Here is a 21,753-nt window from a genome sequence, read left to right on the forward strand (position 1 = left end):
TTTCATGGATGCACTAGACGCTAAACCTATTATTGAATTAAGGAACATTAAGAGATCCTTTCCCAGCGGAGACGGGACTGTGGATGTGCTGAAAGGACTTGATCTTAAAATTATGCCCGGTGAGTTTGTGGCAATCATTGGTTCATCTGGCTCTGGTAAATCAACTCTGATGAACATTCTTGGATGTCTGGATCGCCCGACATCCGGGCAGTATTTATTTAACGGCGTGGATGTGTCGGATTTATCAAAAGATGAGTTGGCGGGTTTGCGACGTGAAGCGTTTGGATTTGTTTTTCAAAGCTACAATCTATTGTCAGGTTCAACAGCGCTGGAAAATGTCGAGGTGCCTGCCGTTTATGCCGGGATGCCCGTCGATGAGCGCGAAGAGCGTGCGTTTGCATTATTGGAGTCTCTGGGTTTGGGGGATCGAGCTGATCATCGTCCCAGTCAGTTATCAGGTGGCCAGCAACAGCGAGTTTCTATCGCCCGTGCCTTGATGAATGGTGGGCAAATCATCTTGGCAGATGAGCCAACAGGGGCTCTCGACAGCCAAACGGGTAAAGAGGTAATGGCACTGTTCGCAACCTTGGCGCAACAAGGCCATACCCTAATTCTAATTACACATGATCAGAAGGTGGCGTCACATGCGGATCGAATTATTGAAATCAGTGATGGTGTGATTGTCTCCGATCCGGGAACGAGTCAAGTATTGAATTCAGTGCCGAAGGAGAAATCCGAGTCTTATCACTCAGGGAGCTCAGGTCACTTGGTGGAAGCATTTCGGATGTCATTGAGAGCATTACGTGCCAATCTGTTTAGAACAGCTCTCACCTTGCTAGGGATTGTGATAGGGGTTGCTTCGGTCATTACCATGCTGGGAATTGGCGATGGAGCAAAGCAAGCGGTTGTTGATCGCATTAGTTCGATGGGCTCTAATCTCTTGCTGATTAGGCCCGGTGCACCCAATCAGAGGGGGTGGGGAGCGACCTCCTTAACACCGGAAGACGTGGATGCCATTAATGAGTTGCCCGGTATTTTGGCAGCCATTCCAGAATTGAGTGGTTCGGTTACATTACGCGCGGGTGAGCGTGATCACCAAACTGAGGTCATGGCAACATCATCTGCTTTTCCAATTGTACGCGCTTGGAACGTAGAGCGAGGAACCTTCTTTACACCCGACGATGATGTGAATTACTCATCTGTAGCCTTAATGGGGCAAACGGCTGCGAATGCGCTGTTTCCGGGTCAAGACCCCGTGGGCCAGTATGTGATGATTAACAACATTATGTTTCAAATCATAGGCACGATGAGTACGCGGGGAGCTTCTCCATTTGGTCGAGATGAAGATGATGTGGTGATTGTTCCATACCAAACAGGCAGTTTGCGTTTATTTGGGCAAAGGCACTTAAGAAGTATTACGGTATCAGTTGAAGAGCTGAGTGAGATCGATCAGATGCAAGAGCAAGTGCATAATCTCTTATTGTCTCGTCATGGAACGGAAGATTTTCAAATACGAAATATGGCATCAATCATCGAATCGGTTTCAGAAACCCAGAATACGATGACGTTGTTGCTGGGTTCGATTGCCGCTATCTCGCTGTTGGTTGGCGGTATTGGCGTGATGAATATTATGCTGGTCTCAGTGACTGAGCGTACTCGCGAAATTGGGGTGCGAATGGCTACAGGTGCCAGAACCATAAACATCATGCAACAATTTTTAGTTGAGGCGGTACTGGTGTCGGCGTTGGGTGGTTTGATAGGCGTTGGGCTAGGGCTAGGGGTGACCTGGCTGGTTGGTTATTTAGGAACGCCTGTGATGTTTAGCCTGTTGCCAGTGACGATGGCATTTGGATGTGCCTTTTTGACGGGATTATTGTTCGGCTTCTTACCTGCCAGGAAAGCCGCACATTTGGATCCTGTCGTTGCGCTAGCCTCTGAATAAAAGCTGGGGAGGAAAACCCCAGCGACGGGTTAACGTTCGCTGAGGTTGAATGTAACAGGCAGGGTAATCACAAGGGTTGACTCTGTAATGCTGCTTGGAAAAGCCGGTAAGGGGGCGGCTCGAACCAGCATATCGAGAACCTCTTTATCCAAAAGGTTATGACCACTACTGCGTACGACTCGGCTGGCAATAACTCTACCAGTTCGATCAAGTGTGAACTCAAGCTCTGCAGTCCCTTGGCGTTGCTGGCGTCTTGCTGCCATTGGATAGCGTTTATGGCGAGCGAGATGTTGCGCTAAGCTCGAAAAATAGGTGGCTTGTGCAGCGGGGTCGCCACCTGTATCCGTTGTTTTTTGTTGTCCAGGTGCATTGGCTCCCGCCGTTGTTGGCGTGGATGTTTGCTCAGCCGAAACATCCGTGGTTGTTTGCTGAGTGCTTTCGGCTGCAGTGGTCGTTGTCGCTGTGGCTTGAGGTGTTGGCCTTGGTTCGGGTCTGGGCTCTGGTCTAGGTTCAGGTCGTGGCTCGGGTCTAGGTGCAGGTTTAGGCTCAGGCTTCGGTTCTGGTTTAGGCTCAGGCTTCGGTTCTGGTTTAGGCTCTGGAATGGGTTCTGGTTTAGATTCTGGAATGGGCTCTGGAATGGGCTCTGGCTCAGGTTCCGGCTCGGGGGTAGGTTCAGGTGTTGGCTCTGGAGTCGGTTCAACCGCAGGTTCTGGTGAGGTCTCCGGAGTTGCTTCCGCTGCCTCAGCGGCCGCGCTTTGTTCCAAGGCAGCCAAGAGATCACCCGCAGAGGCAAGGCTAACAGTAACACCTGCATATCCGGGAAGCTCTGCGCTTTCTTCTGCGACCGTCGTAGATCGATAGGTAATTAAGACCACTAGGCCAACATGAAAAAAAATCGCAAACACAAAGGCGATAAGTCCGTGTCGTTTTTTAAGAGTCATGGTTGAGTCATCACCTGGCGTGTATAGAGCGTTACTTGACTTACTTGGATCTCAGTGAGTGCCGTGAGTAAAGGCTTGAGTTGAGCGGCGCTAACATCGGCATCGGCTTTTAATGCCACGTTAATTTCTACATCTTGCTGGCTTTGCTTGCTCTCCGATAAGAGTGATTTAATGTCTTCTAGGGCCATTAGTGTGTTGTTTAAGGCGAGGTCACCATCGGCATTCAACAGTACTTCAAATTCGAGAGCTTCTAAAACGGGAGCCTCGACTAAAGAGGAGGGTGGGGTGACTTTAAAGGCATCGCTAGCGGTGATTTGCCCCGCCAGCATGAAAAAAATCAACATAAGAAAGACGACATTGATCAAAGGGATCAAATTGTCGTCTTTGTCTTTTCGGTTTTGGGCAGACGTAAAAAGTTTCATGGCTTAATCTACGTTAAATGAGACGTTTGTGGCCCCTAAGCGTTGGAAGCGATCAATAAGACTGACGATTTGTTGAATGGAAGCTTCTTCATCTGTTGTGAGCAGTATGCGCGACGGCTCATGTCGATCAATAAAGGCTTTGAGTGCATCGTCTTCATGGCTTAAAAAGGACTCTCCACCCAATGACACCTGTCCGTCGGATGATAAGCGCGCAATCAGAGGTGGGTTGTCTGACGTTGCGACCGATGCGGTAGAGGGAGCAGAGACAGCAAGTTGCATCTGCTGCCATTTTATAAAACTGGACGTCAGCATAAAAAATAACAGCAAAATAAACACGACATCGATCAGCGGTGTCATGCTGATCGTTTTGCGTCGTATGCCTTTGTTGAGATTAAGCTGCATGAATGGCAGCTCCATTCTTATCCCAAGCTTCCTCAGTTTCTTTTACGGTCTCGGGTATATTGCATGCGCAGCTTTCATCTAAGCAGTTGCGTGTGAACACGCAGGTCATCAGATTTTCCATATCATGTCCAATGCGCTCTGTTTTACGCTCAAGAATGCTGTGTGCCATAAATACTGGGATGGCAACAGTCAGGCCCGCAGCTGTTGTTAGGAGTGCCTGCCAAATACCGCCAGAGAGAACACTTGGATCCACTTGATTTCCCGCCATTTCCATTTGCTGGAAGGCGACGATCATCCCCAGTACCGTACCAAGTAGACCAAGTAACGGGCTCAAATTGGCAATGACCTCAAGAGGGCGCAAATAGGCGCGAAGATTTTCCATTTCCATGCTGGCGAGACGGCCAAGCTCTTCGCGAAGCTTAGGTGTATCTCCCTGAGACTTCATGCCGCGCATGGCAACGCCAATCATTTTTGGCAGCGATTGGCTACTATAATTAAGTGCATTTATGGCATCGGAGGTTTTTCCGCGGTTCCAAGCGTCTATCGCCTTAAGGGTTTTGCGCTTGGCCCCAATGTTAGCAACCGACAATTGCCAGAATTTCAAAAGAATGAGGGAAAGGGCAAACACTGAAAATACGGTTAAGACCCAAACAACAGGACCGCCGATTTCGAGTAAGTTGATGATCTGGTCTGCCGTTGAGTCAGGCACAATCGCAGCAACGGCGTCGAGTGCTGATTCAGCTGTTTCGATGTCCGTGACTTCGGCGGAAGCCTCTGCGAGAGACGTATCAAGTGTGGATTCAATTTGAGCGTCCGTGTTGAAAGATGTCTCAATATCTGGCGTTACGGCTTCATTAACGCTGGCGTCGAGATGAGTTTCTTCACTGTTTAAGGGGGTGGAAGTATTCATAATCGTCTCAGAGTGATCCTTACTAATAAAGAGCTAATGATAAACATTATCGTTTATGTTATCAACAGTGAGATCTTCTAATCAGCGTAATGGGTTAAATGTTGTTTGAATCTATGTTTGGAAGGCGTGCAAGGCTTAGACAGGAGCGGAGCATGCCCCAATGACTAGGGCATGCCATAGGAAGTGGCGGTGATTAAGGGTTTGCGTTAACTGCAGCTTCTAAGGTGTTTTCCATAAGGCTGGCAACTGTCATAGGGCCCACACCTCCAGGGACTGGCGTGATCCAGCCTGCGCGCTCAGCAGCAATTGCATACTCAACATCACCAACGACAGAGCCATCATCAAGTCGATTAATGCCCACATCAATGACAATAGCACCAGGTTTGATCCATTCGCCTTTAACAATTCCGGGTTTTCCCACACCTACCACGACAATATCGGCACGCGCAACATGGCTTTGCAAATCACGAGTGAAGCGATGTGTTGTTGTGGTTGTGCAACCGGCTAAGAGCAGTTCTAGTGTCATGGGGCGGCCGACAATATTAGAGGCGCCCACAATGACGGCTTCTTGTCCGTAAAGGTCAACCCCAGTGGACTTTAGAAGGGTCATAATGCCTTTAGGTGTGCAGGGTCTCAGTGCAGGGATACGTTGAGCAAGTCGGCCAATATTGAAGGCGTGAAATCCATCGACATCTTTTTCGGGCTTGATCGCTTCAAGAATTTCGGTGCAGTCTAAATGAGTGGGCAAGGGAAGCTGTACTAAAATGCCGTCGATCTGCTCGTCGTTATTAAGCGAATGAACCAGTGCTAGTAATTCAGACTGAGTAATGTTGGCGTCTGGCTCATAGCTAACAGAGGTGATGCCGACCTCTTCGCAGGCCATTTTTTTATTCTTAACATAAATCTGAGAAGCCGGGTCTTGGCCAACCAGAACCACCGCCAAGACGGGGGAGCGTTTGCCTTCTTTTACTCTTTGTTGAATGGCCTCTTTGACGTTTGCGCGGACAGATTTAGCAATTTCTTTACCATCGATGATTGAAGCGCTCATTGTTAGAAGGGTTTCCCGAAACATAGTTTGTCTTAATGCGACAATTTTCGCATAAACTGCGCCATGCATAAACAAGGATGAGGCCTTAAGCCACTTAAAAAGCAGGGCTGAAATCGACATTTTCTTGTTTTTGTTAAAAAATTAAAAATAAGTGTTGACGAAGGTGAAAGTCTTCCTTAAGATACGCACCACTTCTGAGGCGCAACACTACTGCAACTTAGTAAGTGTTCAGGCTAAAAGCGCTCGTAGCTCAATCGGATAGAGCAACGGCCTTCTAAGCCGTAGGTTGCAGGTTCGATTCCTGCCGGGCGCACCAGTAACCTGAACAAATTGTATAGATGTTATGGTGGGCGTAGCTCAGTTGGCAGAGCTCCGGATTGTGATTCCGGCGGTCGTGGGTTCAAGCCCCATCGTCCACCCCATTTATACAACGATCAATATGCGGATGTGGTGAAATTGGTATACACGCTGGATTTAGGTTCCAGTGCCGCGAGGCGTGAGAGTTCGAGTCTCTCCATCCGCACCAATTCAAATGTAAAAAATCGCTATGGTGGGCGTAGCTCAGTTGGCAGAGCTCCGGATTGTGATTCCGGCGGTCGTGGGTTCAAGCCCCATCGTCCACCCCATTGTCTTGTGTTTAATCCCTCCATTGTTTAAATAGCTGTCTCAATACATAAATTTACACTTTTTATGTTCTATTTGCCTTTGATTCAGAAAAGGCCGTTGCGCTTTTGAATTCCGCTTCGTGTATTTTCCGACTAAAGTACTAACAATATTCTGCTTAAGTTCACTCCTATGGGTGCCCAGTTCACTTGTTATACTCATCGATTGGTATTTTATCCGAGATGAGTAAGTGGTTATGCCTAGATTCCTAAGAATGTCGATTATCGTCTTTCTGGTGTTTTGTTGTCTGTTTTTTTTAACTTTTTTTGGTTTGGTGCAACAAGGGCGGTCTGATATTCAGCGTGAGCTTTCAGCCGGTCAAGCGTTAGCAGGCTTGTTGTTTCAGTTAGCGGACGATAATCCCCAGCGATTAGCTTTACTTGAAGAGGCACAGGTGCGTCATCTCGTGATTAAAGTCCAGCATTCGTTAACGTTTCAAGATTTTGATGGGCATGATGAAATACCGGCTTGGTTTTATCGGATGATTTGGAGTGAAAATCTATTTCAAAATGCGATTACTGTATCGCTACCCGATGGCCAGCGCATGTGGTTAGTGGCGAACCCTTTTGATGAAGTTGAGGAGGTCTGGGAGTCGGTCGTCTTAGTGTTTGTCTTGTTTGTTGTCGCATTCAGTATTGCTATCTTGGCCGCCTACTATGGTCGACGTATAGGGGTTAAGCCATTTCAGCAGTTACTATCGTCCCTTTATGTGCAGCCAGAAAAGCCCTTTCAGTTTAGTGCCTCCTTAAATGCCTATGATGTACCGGAAGCCCGTCAGTTGGCGGCCTGTTTCTCGCAAATGTCTGATGCCTTGGAGTTGGAGCAAAAAAGTAATCAGCGTTTAACGGAAGAGCTAATGGCGCTTCAGGAAAAAGAGCGCGCCTACCTAGCGCGGGAACTGCATGATGATCTTGGTCAGTACGTGACGGGCATTCGGGCGCAGTCTTATCTTATTTCCCAAGCGCCAGAGAACGCCGCTTTGGTGAAGCAGACGGCGGATCGAATAATCGAGCATTGCCAAGCGATGCAGGAAGGCTTTTTGCGTTTAGTGCGCAGTCTTCACCCAGTGATGCTTGAGCCGCTGGGGCTTAGTCAGTCTTTGCAGGGATTGGTTGTGCAGTGGCAGCAATCCAGTGGCATTAAATGCAGGGTATGTCTTCCAGAGGTTTTGCCACCTCTGCAAAAAGATGCCGCGACGCATATTTATCGTTTGGTGCAGGAAGCGCTAAACAATGTGGCGCGTCATGCGTGTGCCAATAGGGTGTTGGTTACAATGAATTTAACGGAGAAGGGATTAGAGGTTATTGTTGATGACGATGGGCAAGGTTTACAGGCCAATATGGTGCAGGGAGTAGGGTTGCGATCTATGTATGAGCGTGCAAGGTCAATGAATGCTCATTTGCAGTTTGTTTCGAACGCAGGGCAAGGGTTAAAAATCATCTTACAGGTTCCTTGTTTCCAAGAGGGAGTGTCTTAATGAAAATTTTATTGGTTGATGACCATGCGGTTGTTAGGCAGGGGTATTCTAGCTTGTTATCTGCAATGCTTGAGTCATGTCAGATTCTAGAAGCCAGCACGGGCAGTGAAGGCTTTGCTCTATGGCAGCAGCATGCTCCGGATCTGATTGTATTGGATATACATTTGCCGGATTTGACGGGGCTTGAAGTTGGGCGGCGCATCATCGAGCGTAACTCAAGTGCGCGTATTCTGTTTTTTAGCATGTACGATGAATTGCCGATGGTGCAGCAAGCATTAGATGTGGGAGCGTTGGGGTATATTTCAAAAAGTGGATCGCCAAAAGTCTTATTGGAAGCAGTCACGCGTGTCATGCAGGGAAAGCCTTATGTTGAGCACGAACTGGCAATGCGCTTAGCGATGCACCGCCCTGTACAAGAGGGTGGTTTGCCTGATGTGACTCCAAGAGAGTTTGAGATTTTTGTACTTTTAGCAAAAGGAATGCCGCCAAGAGACATTGCCGAGCATTTGTGTGTGAGTGTTAAAACTGTGTCAAATCATACGGCGCTGCTCAAAAGTAAACTGCAGGTGACATCGACTGCGCAGTTTGTTCATTTGGCGATTCAATTTGGCATCATTAAGCTTGGGGAAATACAAAGCGGAAGTGTTTTATCGAGTTGATTTGAGCTCCGCTTTGTAGTGTTTAGGTTGCTTTAGTCTGTGTAGTTTTTAGGAATCATCCAGTCGTGTGGGCAGCCGTCACACCCGTCCATGTAGGTGTTTTGAAAGGTCGCGAAGCGAAAGATAGCGCCATTGAACTTAGCGTTTTCAAGGTTGGCATTATTGAATTTTGCTTCTTGAAGATTGGCATCTTCAAAGTTGGCTCCGACAAGGTCTGCTTTGGTCAACCAAGCCATTTCTAGATTGGCTGCATAGAAACTGGCGTTCTCAAACTTGCCCTGGGTTAAGCGAGCAAAGGTCAGGTCGGCACCGTCTAGTTGTGCGTGCTTGAAAGAGGCGCCTTGGCCAAACATCGCCCAAGCGGATGTAGATTGCAGATTAGCATGGTCAAGTTTTGCACCACGTAGATTGGTTTTTTCTAGATTGGCACGCGTCAGTTTGGCATGACGCAGGTCAGCGCCTTGTAAGTTAGCACCACGTAAGTCGGTATGGCGTAAGTCAGCGTTCCGAAGATCTGCACCGCTGAGGTTGATGTAGCGCAAGTCCTTCCCGGCCAGTTTAATGGATTCAAATTGCCCATTTGCACAGTCGGCGTTTGGGGTAAAGGGGCAGTCTTCGGCGAATGCGATTAGGCTTATACATGAAGAAAATAGAAGGATAGAGGCTGATAGAGGCTTCATAAGATAGCTTCCTGAAAAAAAGAGCCTGTCATAACAGGCTCAAAGCCATGTAAATACTGTGTATACGACTAGGGTATTACTGAGCCCAAGATGGAAGCTTAAAGGCCCAGAAAGCGCCGCCTTGTGGGACAGGGCGTGTTAATACGGCCATGTCACCACCCCATAGAGGTACGGCGCCACCGTAGCCTGACGCAATGCCTATGTACTGTTCGCCATCCATTTCCCACGTCACAGGGCTGGAAACGATGCCTGATCCTGTTTGGAATTTCCAAAGCTCTTCACCTGTTTTGGCATGGAAGGCTTTGAAATATCCATCACTGGTGCCCGTGAAAACCAAGTCTCCTTTGGTGGCGAGTACACCCGACCAAAGCGGAAGGGCTTCTTTGTGTTCCCATTCAATCTCACCCGTCAGAGGATTCATTGCCCGTAAAATACCGACATGATCGTCATACATTTTTTTGATGCGGAAGCCCTGGCCTAAATAGGCTGATCCTTTTTTGTAGGTGACTTCTTCGGTCCAGTAATCCTCTTTCCAGTGATTGCCAGGCACATAGAACCAGCCAGTATCTTGGCTGTAGGCCATGGGATTCCAGTTTTTGCCACCGAGGAAGGGTGGAGATACTTCAATGGATTCGCCACGCTCTTCACCCGGTGCTGGCGGTGGTGGGCGTTGGCCTTCTACCTCGACTGGGCGGCCTGTTTCAGGGTCTATGTGAGTGGCCCAAGTAATGTTGTCAACAAATGGGAAGGCGCGAATAAAGCTACCATCCTCGCGATCAACAACATAGAAAAAGCCATTACGATCCGCGTGGGCGGTGGCTTTAACGGTTTTGCCATTGTCGTCGTACTCAAAGAGAACCAGCTCATTATTGCCAGAGAAGTCCCATGCGTCATTTGGTGTGTGTTGGTAGAACCATTTGACTTCACCAGTGCTTGGGTCAACACCTACCTGGCCAGAGGTATATAAATTATCATAATCGAGAGGGTTGCCGCCTTCAGATGTGCGTTTCCAAGTGTTCCAAGGGGCTGGGTTGCCTGCACCGACAATAATGGTATTGGTTTCGATGTCAAAACTAGCGCTTTGCCAAGGGGCGCCACCGCCATGGCTCCAGGCTTCAACTTTGCCTGTTTCTGTGTTGGGGTCATCCGGCCAAGAGGGGGCTCTTGGGTCTCCGGTTGGTGTGCTGTCTTTGCCGTCAAGACGGCCCATATGACCTTCTACAAAAGGACGCATCCATACTTCTTCGCCCGTGTTAGGGTCGCGTGCAAAGAGTTTGCCGACGATGCCAAATTCATTTCCAGATGAACCATGGATTAGCAGTGTGCGTCCACTTGCCTGATCTTTAACAATCGTAGGGGCGCCAGTCATGGTATAGCCTGCTGAATGGTCGCCAAATTTCTTGCGCCAGACAACGCGTCCGGTGTTTTTATCTAAAGCAACCATCGCCGCATCCAGCGTGCCAAAGAAAATTTTATCTTCGAAAATTGCAGCGCCGCGATTGACGACATCGCAGCATGGGCGAATGTCATCGGGAAGGCGAGCAGCGTAGTTCCAGAGTTGTTTGCCTGTTTTGGCATCAATCGCAAATACGCGTGAGTAAGACCCGGTGACATAAATAACGCCTTCATGAACCAATGCTTGTGATTCTTGACCGCGTTGCTTTTCATCACCAAACGAAAAAGACCAAGCGGGAGTTAAGCGGTTTACGTTTTCCGCATTCACCATCGTCATTGGGCTGTAGCGTTGAGCTTTGGGTCCAAAGCCATAACTTAAGACTGTTTGAGTGTTGTCTGGATCATTAACGATGTCGTCCCACGTGACCGATGAAGCTGAGTGAGCCGATACACTACCCAGGCCTATTGCTGTGGATAGAAGGGCCGCTTTAATTGCATAGCCTAAAGGAGTGTGACGTGACGTTATTTTTCTTGTATGCATCATAATAATACCCTGTTGAAAGAGGAACTCAGCAGTTGAGTTAAGTTCAATGCCTTAGTGCATGGGTATTATGGTGAGCAGGCAAAATAACAGCGATGGAATAGCACCCTTAATGTTAAGGATAAAGAGAGTTAAAAAAAGGGAAAAAGGAAGGTGGTAGGGAATATTTCCCAAATTAAACAATGTGTTATCGTAAAGTTTTACGACTTAAGGACAGTGTATTTCATTCCTGAGCCGTATACTAGCGTTGAGTTTAAAAAAATCATTTAGACCTTAAATCAGGCCAGAAACGTCAAAAAAGAAAAGGGATGTAGGATAAAAAAGGAGTCTTTTGTGCATGGACAACGGCAATCACTTGACTATTGAGTAGAGTTCACGGAGAATTTTGCCCTTTAGAATTAAGGTTTGGCATCTTGTCCTTTGGTCTGCTGATTGCAGCAGTCAAAGTGGGTTGCAGTCAAGCCATTATATTATACTGCAATGTACTGTGAGGAATTCCATGCAAGTTTCTGTTGAAACGACTTCCGGCCTTGAACGTCAGGTTACTGTAACTGTTCCTGCTGAGCGAATTGATCAGGATGTAAACAAGCTGGTTCAACAGCAGGCACGTACTCGCCGCTTGGATGGCTTCCGTCCTGGTAAAGTGCCGGTCTCTGTTATTAAGCGTATGTTTGGTAAAGCCATTCGTGAAGACGTTCTGAGCCAAGTAGTACAAGAGACTTTTTACAAGGCTGTAGACCAGGAAAAATTAATGCCTGCGGGTGGCCCTAATATCGAGTTTCGTAAAGATAAAGAGGGTGAAGATCTAGAGTACATTGCGACTTTTGAAGTGTACCCTGAAATTGTTTTGCAAGACTTCTCTGGCGTTGAAATTGAAAAACAATCGGCTGAAATTGCTGAAGAAGATCTGGACAAAATGATCGACACTCTGCGTAAGCAACAAGCCGAGTGGACTGAAGTTGAGCGTGCTGCAGCTGAAAATGACCGTGTTCGCATCAACTTCGAAGGTTTCATTGATGGTGAAGCGTTTGACGGCGGTCGTGCGGAAGGCATGGATCTTGTTATCGGCTCAAACAGCATGATTCCAGGATTTGAGGCAGGCCTAGTTGGTGCTGCTGCAAATGCAGACGTTGAGCTGAATGTGACCTTCCCTGAAGATTACCACGCTGAAAACCTAAAAGGTAAGCCAGCACTCTTTAAAGTGACCGTTTTGACTGTGTCTGAGCAAAAATTGCCAGAACTTAACGAAGAGTTCTTCAGCCGTTTCGGCATCGAAGAAACAACCTTTGATGGTTTCCGTGCAGAAGTTCGCAAAAACATGGCACGTGAACTCAAGCATGCTTTGAAAACTAAGCTAAAAGATCAAGTCTTCACCAAGTTGATCGAAGTAAACCAGATCGACGTACCAACTGCATTGGTTGATCGTGAAATTGACGTACTTCGCAAGCAGGCCGTTCAACAGTTCGGTGGTGCTAATGCACAGTTCGATCCAAACATGCTGCCAAAAGAAATGTTTGTTGATCAAGCGAAGCGTCGAGTGACTGTTGGCTTGTTGATTCAGGAACTGATTAAGGTTAATGAAATCAAACCTGAAGATGCTAAAGTTCGTGAAACCATTGAAGAGATGGCAGAGACTTACCAAGATCCACAAGAAGTCATCGACTGGTATTACGGTAACGATGAGATTTTGAATCAAATCAAGGCGCTGGTCTTAGAAGATCAAGTATTGGATCATCTGATCAACAGTGCTAAAGTGACAGAATCTAACGTTAGCTATGAAGAGGCGATCAAGCCAGCTCAGCGTCAGGCGGCTGAATAATTAGCATATTATTGCTTTTATTCTCTGATTAATTATTGTAAAGCGACAGTTAGGCTAGCCTACTGTCGTTTTTCGCTTTACAGGGTTAATACCTTACAGGTTTTAGGAGTTTACGCATGTCGGAGATTTACACCGGACGTTCCAGTGACATTACCAATGCGGGTGGCCTAGTGCCTATGGTTGTCGAGCAAAGCTCACGGGGTGAGCGTGCTTACGATATCTACTCGCGTTTGCTCAAAGAGCGTATTATCTTTTTGGTTGGGCAGGTTGAAGATCACATGGCTAACCTGATCGTTGCTCAGTTGCTTTTCTTAGAAGCTGAAAACCCGGAAAAAGATATACATCTTTATATCAACTCCCCTGGTGGTTCGGTGACGGCAGGTATGGCAATTTACGATACGATGAAGTTCATCCAGCCACAAGTCAGCACCATGTGTATAGGACAAGCGGCCAGCATGGGTGCGTTTCTTTTATCTGCGGGCGAAAAAGGCAAGCGTTATGCGCTGCCTAACTCACGTGTCATGATTCACCAGCCCTTAGGCGGCTACCGGGGTCAAGCAACGGATATCGAAATCCACACGCGTGAAATTTTGAAGATTCGTGAAACACTAAATCGTCTTCTTGCTGAGCATAGTGGTCAATCGATTGAAACTTTGGAGCGAGATACTGAGCGCGACAACTTCATGGATCCGCAAACCGCAAAAGAATACGGCTTAATTGACCAAGTATTGGATAAGCGAGCTGTACCAGGGGTTTAACTAATTTACACACGTGTTCATAAAAGTGTTTGAAGACGTGTTTTTTGCAAGTTCGAGGTAACCGGATGTCAGACGGTAACACAGGTAAGGGTGATGGCACCAAGCTGTTTTGTTCTTTTTGTGGCAAAAGCAGGATGAAGTTCGCAAATTAATTGCGGGGCCTTCAGTGTTTATTTGTGATGAGTGTGTTGATCTTTGTAACGACATCATCACCGAAGAGATGCAAGATACCGTTCAGCAAGAAGCAGGGGATAGATTGCCTTTGCCTGCCGAAATTAAGAAAGGCCTAGATGATTACGTCATAGGTCAGGAGCGGGCCAAGAAAGTTCTTGCTGTGGCAGTTTATAACCATTATAAGCGCTTGCGTTACAAGGACAAAAACTCAGATGTCGAGTTAAGTAAAAGTAATATTTTACTGATTGGGCCAACGGGTAGCGGTAAAACCCTGTTAGCTCAGACCTTAGCTCGTATGCTCAATGTGCCTTTCACCATTGCCGATGCAACGACATTAACCGAAGCGGGTTATGTGGGCGAAGATGTTGAAAACATCATTCAAAAGCTTTTGCAGAAATGTGACTATGACGTTGAAAAAGCGCAAGTCGGCATCGTATACATCGATGAAATCGATAAAATATCGCGCAAGTCTGATAACCCATCGATAACGCGTGATGTTTCTGGTGAGGGTGTCCAACAGGCTTTGCTTAAGCTGATAGAGGGAACCGTTGCATCCGTTCCACCACAGGGCGGTCGTAAGCACCCGCAGCAAGAGTTTTTGCAAGTTGATACCTCGAATATCTTGTTTATTTGTGGCGGTGCATTTGCTGGGCTTGAAAAGCTGATTCGTAATCGCAGTGTGAAAAGCTCTATCGGCTTTAATGCTGTGGTTAAGAGCAAAGATGAGAGCAATCTCAGCGATGTTCTGCACGATGTTGAAGCGGACGATCTCGTTAAGTTTGGTTTGATTCCTGAGTTTGTGGGTCGTTTACCGATGATTGCAACCTTATCAGAATTGGATGAGGAAGCATTGATAGAGATTTTGACTCAGCCTAAGAACAGTCTAACCAAGCAGTATGCCGCACTCTTTGAAATGGAAGGTGCAGAGGTTAACTTCCGTGAAGAAGCGCTGCGTGCTGTTGCTCATAAGGCGTTGGAGCGTAAAACAGGTGCTCGTGGTCTGCGCTCAATTCTTGAGGCGACCTTGTTGGATATTATGTACCAGTTGCCATCAATGGAAAATGTATCTAAGGTTGTGATCGATGAGGGTGTTATTCAAGGCACCTCAGATCCGATCTTAATCTATGAAAACCAAGAGCACGCGAAGGCGGCTCCTGATCATTGATGAGACTCCAATAAAAAAACCCGGCAAATGCTGGGTTTTTTATTGTCATAAATCCGTTACGGGCGTCGTTGCTTAGACGAGGCGAGCCCATAAAGCGCAGCATCACGTTGTGCTTCAAGTTTGATCAATTCGCGAGCCATGAGTTTTTTGTTTTGCCAAAGGCGGGTGCGAAGATCTCGGGCTTGGTTGTTAAAGCGCTGATTAATGGCATGCGCATCTTGAGCCACCGATGTTGCAGCGAGCGCGGCTTGATGATTGTGCGATAAGACACTTTGCAAATGCTGCAACTCATGGCGCTCAGAGTAGAGGAAGAAGGCATCTATTTCTCTAGAGAGTTGTGTGTAACGATTATTGAGTTGGTTTCGTTCAGATATGCTGAGCGCTTCGGGCTTGCTATCGGTGGTGGGCTCCGAGCGTGTCGCTTCAGCCGGTTGAGCAAAGGATGGAATTGAGTTAAGAGAGCCTTCCTGTTCCAGGATTTCGGCTTGATCACCACACTGGGTATCAGAGAAAATCAGCCGTCCATCGGGATGGACGCATTTATAAATAGGCTGTGCGCTCAGAGATACGCTTAGGAGGCTGGCACTGACCATCCATAGAAAGTGTTTCACGATTAACTCCTGACATTTAACGCTTGCCTTAAGCTTAAATTGCTTCAGGTTGAACTGCAATACGTTAATGAAAGTGGCCAGGCCTAAAAACAGCCCGGCCTGGACCGTTTAGACGTCTTCGAGTCCCAACTCTTTAATGGAGATCTCTCTCATTTTGAATTTCTGAATTTTTCCGGTGACAGTCATTGGAAACGTGTCGACGAATTTAAAGTAACGTGGGATTTTAAAGTGAGTGATTTTGCCCTTACAGAAGTCACGAAGTGCTTCCTCAGTCACCTCATCGGCACCCGGTTGCAATTTAATCCACGCAATAAGCTCTTCACCATACTTGGCATCTGGAATTCCCGTTACTTGGACTTCTGCAATGCTTGGATGGGTATACAAGAACTCCTCAACCTCCTTCGGATAGATGTTCTCGCCGCCTCGAATCACCATGTCTTTTATCCGGCCAACAATCTGAATATAGCCTTCTTCATCCATGCTGGCTAAATCACCCGTGTGCATCCAGCCTGACTCATCAATGGCTTCAGCCGTGCCTTTTTCATTATTCCAGTATTTCAACATGACACTGTATCCACGTGTACACAGTTCACCGACTTGGCCTCTGGGTAAAATACGCCCAGTCACTGGGTCTATAATTTTGGACTCTAAATGAGGTTGGGTGCGTCCAACCGTTGTCACACGTTTTTCAAGCGGATCATTGGCCCCTGTTTGGGTGGATACAGGGCTGGTTTCTGTCATTCCGTAGGCAATTTGAACTTCCTTCATGTTCATTTTGTGAATGACTTGCTTCATGATTTCGGTTGGGCAGAGTGAGCCTGCCATAATGCCTGTGCGCAGTGATGATAGGTCTGAGTGGGCAAAGTCAGGGTGGTTCAGTTCTGCGATGAACATAGTGGGTACACCATACAACGCCGTTGCGCGTTCTTGATGAACGGCCTTCAAAACGGATCCCGGCTCAAAACCTTCATCTGGATAAATCATGGTGGCACCATGGGTGACGCAGCCAAGATTGCCCATTACCATGCCGAAACAATGATAAAGCGGAACGGGGATAACTAAGCGGTCGAGGTGTGTAAACCCCATACTCTCAGCAACAAAGTAACCATTGTTTAGAATGTTGTGGTGCGACAGTGTGGCGCCTTTCGGAAAACCAGTTGTTCCAGAGGTGTACTGAATATTGATAGGGTCATCAAATTGTAGGCCTGATTGAACATCATCAAGCACTTCTTGCGGAATTTCATCGGCCAAGTCCATAAAATCTTGCCAACGCCACATACCTGGATGTTTGACGTTGTCTAGGTTAATCACCCCCTTGAGCTCCGGGAGTTTTTGGGCGTGTAATTGGCCTTCTGCACTCATTTTAAGTTCAGGCGCTAGCTCATAAATCATACCGCGATAGTCAGATGTTTTGAATTTATCGGCGGTGATCAAAAAGCGTGCTTCGGACTGGTTAAGTGCATACTCAAGCTCATGTGTCCGATAGGCCGGGTTGATGTTCACCAGAATAGCACCTACTTTTGCCGTTGCAAACTGAGTAAGGGTCCATTCATAGCGATTAGGTGACCAAATGGCGACGCGATCACCGCGACGTACCCCTGCAGCAAGCATGGCTCTTGCACAGATATTGACTTGGTTTTGCAGCTCCCGATAGGTCCAACGTATACCTTGATGCAATACGATTAAGGCATCGTTGTCTGGGTGAAGGGAAGCGGTTGCGTCAAACATATCGCCAATGGTCATGCCCAGCAGAGGTTTGGCGCTTACACCGCTGGTGTAACTCGGTAACGTATTCATCGTACTGACTCCATTATTGTTTTTATAGCCAATAGGCCAGGATATATCTGCCCTGAGTGCTCAGGATTAGCGATGCTGAGCGTGGTATTCGGAATTCGGTTGCATATCGACCGCCAAGGCGACTCGGTTGGTCATGTTGTAAAACCCAACAAGGTTGCAAATATCCCAAATGCCCTGATCACTAAATCCAACAGATCTCAATGTGTCGGACTCCGCAGGTGTGACCATAGATGGGGTTCGGGTTAGCAACGAAGCATAATCCAGCATGGCTTTGTGGCGTTTTGATAAATCGGCACTGCGGTAATTCATTACTAAGTGCTCGCCAAGACTCGGGTCTTGACTGTACTCTCTGACGGCTGCGCCATGTGCAACTAAGCAGTAAAAACACTTGTTCTCGGAAGAAACAACGACCGCAATCATTTCTCTTTCCAAGGGAGAGAGCTCGCTTTCGCCAAACATCAGTTCGTTGTAAAAGCGACTGAATACTTCAAGTTGCGCCGGGTTGTGGCTATAGGCTTTAAGTACGTTGGGAATCATTCCCAGCTTTTCTTCACATTTCTTGAAGTATCTTTGTATATCGTCTGGAAGGGCGTCCAATGTCGGAATGTTCAGAGCTAATCCAGTGATGGGTTTAGAGGCCATGACACGCTCCTTTTGCTAAAGCGACTTTTGATCCATTGTTCCGTTTCAGCTGCTGAGTAATCCAAAAGCCAGTATTAATTAGTTTTTGTAAATCAATGCCTGTTTCGATGCCTAACCCTTCTAGCAAGTAGAGGACGTCTTCGGTTGCAACATTTCCCGACGCCCCTTTTGCGTAAGGACAGCCGCCTAAGCCAGCAACCGAGGCATCAATAACCTGAATGCCTTCTTCAAGGACGGCGTATAGGTTTGCAACGGCTTGACCGTAGGTGTCGTGAAAATGTGCAGCGAGTTTGTCAATTGGCACGTGTTGAGTCACGGCTTCAAGCATACGCTTTGCTTTTAGCGGGGTGCCTACACCGATGGTGTCACCTAGGGACACTTCATAGCAGCCCATTTCTATTAGTTGCTGCGCGACTTTAGCGACCGCCGACGGTGAAACCTCGCCTTGATAAGGGCATCCCATCACAGTCGACACGTAGCCGCGAACCCGTATGCCATTCTGGCGAGCGGTTTCAATGACGGGAATAAACCGCTCTAAACTTTCTGCGATCGAGCAATTAATGTTTTTTTGGGTAAAGGCTTCAGATGCTGCGCTAAAGACAGCGACTTCATCTGCTTTAGCGGCAATGGCGCCCTCAAGTCCTTTTAAATTGGGTGTTAGAGCGGCGAATGTCACGCCTGGACGGCGCTGAATTCCAGATAAAACGTCATGCGCATCTGCCATTTGTGGCACCCATTTAGGTGATACAAAGCTGGCCGCTTCTATGTGTGTTAGGCCTGCATCGGCGAGTCGTTCAATGAGCTCAATCTTGATGGGCGTGGCGATAAAGTCACCAGGCTCATTTTGCAGGCCGTCTCGTGCGCTCATTTCAAACAGGCGCACCGTGCTTGGAAAACTCATGCGCTGACCTCTTCGTTGGCTGTCACGGCAAGCAGTTCGGCACCTTCCGGAACGAGCTCACCTTCATTGAAGTAAATTTCATCAACGGTGCCGTCAACCGGGGAGCGTATTGCATGCTCCATTTTCATGGCCTCCATAATCACCAGGGTTTGTCCTGCCTTGACAAGATCGCCGGGGTTGACCATCACGGCGACGACAGAGCCATTCATTGGTGCGGTTAAGCTGCCCAGGTTCGTGCTTTCATGTTCGCCAAAGGTTTCTTCATGACGCTCGCAACGGAAGGATTCGCCTTCATGGAATAAGACGAGCTCACGCTCATTTAAAGCGCCGTGCACTGAAATCCGGTGGCCATTGATAACGGCTTTTAATTGATCATTGACGAGCTCTGCGTGCAATCGATAGAAGCTTTCACCTATCGAGATCTCGTATGCATGATTCTTTTCGAGTACTTTAAGTTCGTAAAGTTGTTCATCGACACGAAGTAGAAGCGGCTTTGCGTATTCAGAGTTTAAACGCCAGCTATTTTGCTGAGCATAGGGCGACCACAGGTCTTGATTGTGCGGCAAGGTCACTCTGGCTTGTTCAAGCAAAAATCCTGCAGATAGAATTAATGCGCGATGCAAATCCAGGCGTGGAGCAGGGAATAGCAGAGGGCGGTGTTTTTCGATGAAGCCTGTGTCTAGCTGTGCTTCACGAAAGGGCTGCGAGTCTGAAAGCGCATGTAAAAAGCGAATATTGGTTTTAACACCATTAATGCGATACTGCTCTAGTGCTTGGACCATTCGATTAATCGCTTGATCACGGTTTTCGTCCCATACAATTAGCTTGGCGATCATCGGGTCATAATGAATGCTGACTTCATCGCCTTCAACAACCCCAGTGTCCACACGCACATGAGTGCTTTCATCCGGTGTGCGCAAGTAGGTTAAGGTGCCTGTTGCAGGCAAAAAGTCATTATCTGGATCTTCTGCATAGATACGAGCTTCAAGGGCATGGCCGCGAATACGCAGTTCGTCCTGCTGAAGAGGGAGTGGCTCACCATAGGCGACACGCAACTGCCATTCGACAAGGTCTTGTCCTGTAACCATCTCGGTGACAGGGTGTTCAACCTGCAAGCGTGTGTTCATTTCCATAAAGAAAAATGAGCCATCGACATCGTATAAAAATTCAACGGTACCCGCACCGACATAGTTGATGGCTTGTGCGGCTTTAACGGCGGCTTCACCCATGGCTTTGCGAGTGTCGAGTGACAGGCCGGGAGCCGGTGCTTCTTCCAGCACTTTTTGATGGCGGCGCTGAACAGAGCAATCCCGCTCGGCGAGGTAAACGCCATTGCCTTGAGTGTCGCAAAATACTTGGATTTCGACATGGCGTGGTTGTGTTAAATAGCGCTCAAGCAGCATGTCTGGATTGCCAAAAGCATTTTTGGCTTCGCGTTGAGCGGCGGCAAGCGCGTCATTAAACTCCGACATTTGGTTGACCACACGCATCCCTTTACCGCCACCGCCTGCAACGGCTTTCAGTAATAAGGGGAAGCCGCATTTCTCAGCCTCGGCACGAAGAATCTCAACCGATTGCTCCGCGCCATGGTAACCCGGAACCAGAGGGACGCCTGCGCTTTCCATAATGCTTTCGCCGCTGACTTAGATCCCATGGCGGCAATTGCGCTGGCAGGAGGGCCAATAAAGACAAGATTATTCTTCGCACAGGCTTCCGCAAAGTTGGTATTTTCCGATAAGAAACCATAGCCTGGATGAATCGCTTGTGCACCCGACTGTAAGGCAATGTCGATGATCTTGTCAGCGCGAAGGTAGCTCTCAGCGCTGGGGGCGGGGCCGAGTAAGAAGGCTTCATCAGCCATTGCAACATGGCGAGCATTGGCATCGGCTTCTGAATACACGGCAACGCAACGAATACCAAGCCGATGGGCTGTTTGAATGACGCGGCAAGCAATTTCACCGCGATTTGCAATCAGGATTTTACTGAACATTGTTATTATTCTCCTGTATCCAGTTAGGCTGGCGCTTGTTTAAAAAGGCATTGAGCCCTTCCTGACCTTCAGCGCTGACGCGAATATCCGCAATACGCTTTGCTGTTTCTTCAATTAATTCAGCGTCTATTGCGTGCTGGCTGACTGTAAAAATGAGTGATTTTGCCGCCATCATTGCTTCAGGGCTGTTTAAGCTCAATTGCTGGATGAAGGTTTCAGCGCTATGCGGCAGGTCCGCAGACGTGTCAACAACCTTATGAACCAAGCCAAACATCTGAGCCTCTTCAGCAGTAAAGGCTTCTGCTGTTAAAAAATAGCGCCGAGCTTGGCGCTCACCGATAGCCCGAATCACATAGGGGCTGATCACGGCTGGGATTAAACCAATTTTGACTTCGCTTAGGCAAAAGCGTGCATCTCGACTTGCAATGACAAGATCGCAGCACGCGGCCAGACCGACCGCGCCACCATAGGCTGCCCCTTGTACCAAGGCGAGTGTTGGACGAGAAAAGTGGTTAAGCTTATCCATCAATTTGGCCAGTTGGCGTGCATCGATCAGATTCTCGTTGTGGCTGTTGCCTGCCATGCGCTTCATCCAGCCAAGATCTGCACCTGCCGAAAAATGCTTACCTTCGGATCTGACGACGAGAAGGCGAAGGTGCTCAATTGTTTCCGCTTGATCCAAGAGTGTGATCAGGTTTTGAATCATCGCATCATCAAAGGCGTTGTGCTTTTCAGGACGATTGAGCGTGAGCTCGAAAATCCCGGGACGACGTTCCGTTAGCGTACTGTAGGTGTTGGTGTCTGTCATGATGTCAG

General features: G+C 47.8%; 17 protein-coding genes, 4 tRNA genes and 2 pseudogenes. 10 read left to right on the top strand and 13 right to left on the bottom strand.

What is annotated here, in order from left to right:
- The first annotated feature begins 4 nt into the window (after nucleotides 1–4).
- Nucleotides 5–1,942 carry a MacB family efflux pump subunit gene (locus D791_RS15675; protein WP_036513632.1) on the top strand — a complete coding sequence of 646 codons (1,938 nt, stop codon included), beginning with the start codon at nucleotides 5–7 and terminating at the stop codon, nucleotides 1,940–1,942.
- 29 nt (nucleotides 1,943–1,971) lie between these two features.
- On the opposite strand, the gene D791_RS15680 is transcribed toward D791_RS15675, so the two are convergent.
- The 5 genes from D791_RS15680 to folD form a co-directional block, all read right to left on the bottom strand.
- Nucleotides 1,972–2,883: an energy transducer TonB gene (locus tag D791_RS15680; protein ID WP_036513634.1), complete on the bottom strand. Its 912-nt coding sequence runs from the start codon at nucleotides 2,881–2,883 to the stop codon at nucleotides 1,972–1,974.
- Nucleotides 2,880–3,305, bottom strand: a complete 426-nt coding sequence (locus D791_RS15685) for an ExbD/TolR family protein (RefSeq protein ID WP_036513636.1) — start codon at nucleotides 3,303–3,305, stop codon at nucleotides 2,880–2,882. Before D791_RS15685 ends, D791_RS15680 begins: the two co-directional genes overlap by 4 nt.
- 3 nt (nucleotides 3,306–3,308) lie before the next feature.
- Nucleotides 3,309–3,707, bottom strand: coding sequence for an ExbD/TolR family protein (locus tag D791_RS15690; protein WP_036513638.1), 399 nt, complete (start codon nucleotides 3,705–3,707; stop codon nucleotides 3,309–3,311).
- The gene (locus tag D791_RS15695) at nucleotides 3,697–4,617 is read right to left on the bottom strand and encodes a MotA/TolQ/ExbB proton channel family protein (RefSeq protein ID WP_081763914.1); all 921 of its coding nucleotides are present in this window, start codon (nucleotides 4,615–4,617) and stop codon (nucleotides 3,697–3,699) included. Before D791_RS15695 ends, D791_RS15690 begins: the two co-directional genes overlap by 11 nt.
- 193 nt (nucleotides 4,618–4,810) lie before the next feature.
- The gene (gene folD, locus D791_RS15700; protein WP_036513723.1) at nucleotides 4,811–5,665 is read right to left on the bottom strand and encodes a bifunctional methylenetetrahydrofolate dehydrogenase/methenyltetrahydrofolate cyclohydrolase FolD; all 855 of its coding nucleotides are present in this window, start codon (nucleotides 5,663–5,665) and stop codon (nucleotides 4,811–4,813) included.
- A gap of 239 nt (nucleotides 5,666–5,904) precedes the next feature.
- On the opposite strand from folD, the gene D791_RS15705 reads away from it, so the two are divergent.
- The 6 genes from D791_RS15705 (at nucleotide 5,905) to D791_RS15730 (ending at nucleotide 8,464) form a co-directional block, all read left to right on the top strand.
- A tRNA-Arg gene (locus D791_RS15705) sits at nucleotides 5,905–5,981 on the top strand.
- A gap of 30 nt (nucleotides 5,982–6,011) precedes the next feature.
- Nucleotides 6,012–6,087, top strand: a tRNA-His gene (locus tag D791_RS15710).
- A gap of 19 nt (nucleotides 6,088–6,106) precedes the next feature.
- Nucleotides 6,107–6,191: transfer RNA gene (locus D791_RS15715), tRNA-Leu, on the top strand.
- A 24-nt stretch (nucleotides 6,192–6,215) separates the two neighbouring features.
- A tRNA-His gene (locus D791_RS15720) sits at nucleotides 6,216–6,291 on the top strand.
- 251 nt (nucleotides 6,292–6,542) lie between these two features.
- Entirely contained in the window at nucleotides 6,543–7,805 is a 1,263-nt protein-coding gene (locus D791_RS15725) for a sensor histidine kinase (RefSeq protein ID WP_036513640.1), read from the top strand.
- Nucleotides 7,805–8,464 carry a response regulator transcription factor gene (locus D791_RS15730; RefSeq protein ID WP_036513643.1) on the top strand — a complete coding sequence of 220 codons (660 nt, stop codon included), beginning with the start codon at nucleotides 7,805–7,807 and terminating at the stop codon, nucleotides 8,462–8,464. Before D791_RS15725 ends, D791_RS15730 begins: the two co-directional genes overlap by 1 nt.
- 32 nt (nucleotides 8,465–8,496) lie before the next feature.
- Here the strand turns inward: D791_RS15730 and D791_RS15735 are convergent, their stop codons facing one another.
- Nucleotides 8,497–9,144, bottom strand: coding sequence for a pentapeptide repeat-containing protein (locus D791_RS15735; protein WP_036513645.1), 648 nt, complete (start codon nucleotides 9,142–9,144; stop codon nucleotides 8,497–8,499).
- 76 nt (nucleotides 9,145–9,220) lie between these two features.
- Nucleotides 9,221–11,083, bottom strand: a complete 1,863-nt coding sequence (locus tag D791_RS15740; RefSeq protein ID WP_420329356.1) for a PQQ-dependent methanol/ethanol family dehydrogenase — start codon at nucleotides 11,081–11,083, stop codon at nucleotides 9,221–9,223.
- Between the two features lie 496 nt (nucleotides 11,084–11,579).
- On the opposite strand from D791_RS15740, the gene tig reads away from it, so the two are divergent.
- The 3 genes and pseudogenes from tig (at nucleotide 11,580) to clpX (ending at nucleotide 14,996) form a co-directional block, all read left to right on the top strand.
- A complete protein-coding gene (gene tig, locus D791_RS15745) occupies nucleotides 11,580–12,899 on the top strand; it encodes a trigger factor (RefSeq protein WP_036513647.1) in 1,320 nt (439 codons plus the stop codon).
- A 116-nt stretch (nucleotides 12,900–13,015) separates the two neighbouring features.
- Nucleotides 13,016–13,657, top strand: a complete 642-nt coding sequence (clpP, locus tag D791_RS15750) for an ATP-dependent Clp endopeptidase proteolytic subunit ClpP (protein ID WP_036513650.1) — start codon at nucleotides 13,016–13,018, stop codon at nucleotides 13,655–13,657.
- A 65-nt stretch (nucleotides 13,658–13,722) separates the two neighbouring features.
- A pseudogene (gene clpX, locus D791_RS15755) lies at nucleotides 13,723–14,996 on the top strand (ATP-dependent Clp protease ATP-binding subunit ClpX).
- Between the two features lie 56 nt (nucleotides 14,997–15,052).
- On the opposite strand, the gene D791_RS15760 reads toward clpX, so the two are convergent.
- The 6 genes and pseudogenes from D791_RS15760 to D791_RS15785 all read right to left on the bottom strand — a co-directional run bounded on the left by D791_RS15760 (nucleotide 15,053) and on the right by D791_RS15785 (nucleotide 21,745).
- Nucleotides 15,053–15,607 carry a DUF4124 domain-containing protein gene (locus tag D791_RS15760; protein WP_157682409.1) on the bottom strand — a complete coding sequence of 185 codons (555 nt, stop codon included), beginning with the start codon at nucleotides 15,605–15,607 and terminating at the stop codon, nucleotides 15,053–15,055.
- Between the two features lie 108 nt (nucleotides 15,608–15,715).
- Nucleotides 15,716–17,404 (bottom strand): AMP-binding protein, encoded by a 1,689-nt coding sequence (locus D791_RS15765; RefSeq protein WP_036513654.1) that lies wholly within the window; start codon nucleotides 17,402–17,404, stop codon nucleotides 15,716–15,718.
- A 66-nt stretch (nucleotides 17,405–17,470) separates the two neighbouring features.
- Nucleotides 17,471–18,046, bottom strand: coding sequence for a peroxidase-related enzyme (locus tag D791_RS15770; protein ID WP_036513656.1), 576 nt, complete (start codon nucleotides 18,044–18,046; stop codon nucleotides 17,471–17,473).
- Nucleotides 18,036–18,947, bottom strand: coding sequence for a hydroxymethylglutaryl-CoA lyase (locus D791_RS15775; protein ID WP_036513659.1), 912 nt, complete (start codon nucleotides 18,945–18,947; stop codon nucleotides 18,036–18,038). The genes D791_RS15770 and D791_RS15775 overlap by 11 nt, the downstream gene beginning before the upstream one ends.
- Nucleotides 18,944–20,937 (bottom strand): annotated as a pseudogene (locus D791_RS15780) (acetyl/propionyl/methylcrotonyl-CoA carboxylase subunit alpha). The gene D791_RS15775 and the pseudogene D791_RS15780 overlap by 4 nt, the downstream one beginning before the upstream one ends.
- The gene (locus D791_RS15785; RefSeq protein WP_036513662.1) at nucleotides 20,927–21,745 is read right to left on the bottom strand and encodes an enoyl-CoA hydratase-related protein; all 819 of its coding nucleotides are present in this window, start codon (nucleotides 21,743–21,745) and stop codon (nucleotides 20,927–20,929) included. Before D791_RS15785 ends, D791_RS15780 begins: the two are co-directional and overlap by 11 nt.
- Between the last annotated feature and the right edge of the window lie 8 nt (nucleotides 21,746–21,753).

It is taken from the genome of Nitrincola nitratireducens, from assembly GCF_000585235.1.
GTDB lineage: Bacteria > Pseudomonadota > Gammaproteobacteria > Pseudomonadales > Balneatricaceae > Nitrincola > Nitrincola alkalisediminis.

What these genes read in the sequence shown, in the direction of transcription:
- D791_RS15675 (WP_036513632.1), top strand. Translation starts at nt 5, where the DNA reads ATGGATGCACTAGACGCTAAACCTATTATTGAATTAAGGAACATTAAG.
- D791_RS15680 (WP_036513634.1), bottom strand. Translation starts at nt 2,883, where the DNA reads ATGACTCTTAAAAAACGACACGGACTTATCGCCTTTGTGTTTGCGATT.
- D791_RS15685 (WP_036513636.1), bottom strand. Translation starts at nt 3,305, where the DNA reads ATGAAACTTTTTACGTCTGCCCAAAACCGAAAAGACAAAGACGACAAT.
- D791_RS15690 (WP_036513638.1), bottom strand. Translation starts at nt 3,707, where the DNA reads ATGCAGCTTAATCTCAACAAAGGCATACGACGCAAAACGATCAGCATG.
- D791_RS15695 (WP_081763914.1), bottom strand. Translation starts at nt 4,617, where the DNA reads ATGAATACTTCCACCCCCTTAAACAGTGAAGAAACTCATCTCGACGCC.
- folD (WP_036513723.1), bottom strand. Translation starts at nt 5,665, where the DNA reads ATGAGCGCTTCAATCATCGATGGTAAAGAAATTGCTAAATCTGTCCGC.
- D791_RS15725 (WP_036513640.1), top strand. Translation starts at nt 6,543, where the DNA reads ATGTCGATTATCGTCTTTCTGGTGTTTTGTTGTCTGTTTTTTTTAACT.
- D791_RS15730 (WP_036513643.1), top strand. Translation starts at nt 7,805, where the DNA reads ATGAAAATTTTATTGGTTGATGACCATGCGGTTGTTAGGCAGGGGTAT.
- D791_RS15735 (WP_036513645.1), bottom strand. Translation starts at nt 9,144, where the DNA reads ATGAAGCCTCTATCAGCCTCTATCCTTCTATTTTCTTCATGTATAAGC.
- D791_RS15740 (WP_420329356.1), bottom strand. Translation starts at nt 11,083, where the DNA reads ATGATGCATACAAGAAAAATAACGTCACGTCACACTCCTTTAGGCTAT.
- tig (WP_036513647.1), top strand. Translation starts at nt 11,580, where the DNA reads ATGCAAGTTTCTGTTGAAACGACTTCCGGCCTTGAACGTCAGGTTACT.
- clpP (WP_036513650.1), top strand. Translation starts at nt 13,016, where the DNA reads ATGTCGGAGATTTACACCGGACGTTCCAGTGACATTACCAATGCGGGT.
- D791_RS15765 (WP_036513654.1), bottom strand. Translation starts at nt 17,404, where the DNA reads ATGAATACGTTACCGAGTTACACCAGCGGTGTAAGCGCCAAACCTCTG.
- D791_RS15770 (WP_036513656.1), bottom strand. Translation starts at nt 18,046, where the DNA reads ATGGCCTCTAAACCCATCACTGGATTAGCTCTGAACATTCCGACATTG.
- D791_RS15775 (WP_036513659.1), bottom strand. Translation starts at nt 18,947, where the DNA reads ATGAGTTTTCCAAGCACGGTGCGCCTGTTTGAAATGAGCGCACGAGAC.
- D791_RS15785 (WP_036513662.1), bottom strand. Translation starts at nt 21,745, where the DNA reads ATGACAGACACCAACACCTACAGTACGCTAACGGAACGTCGTCCCGGG.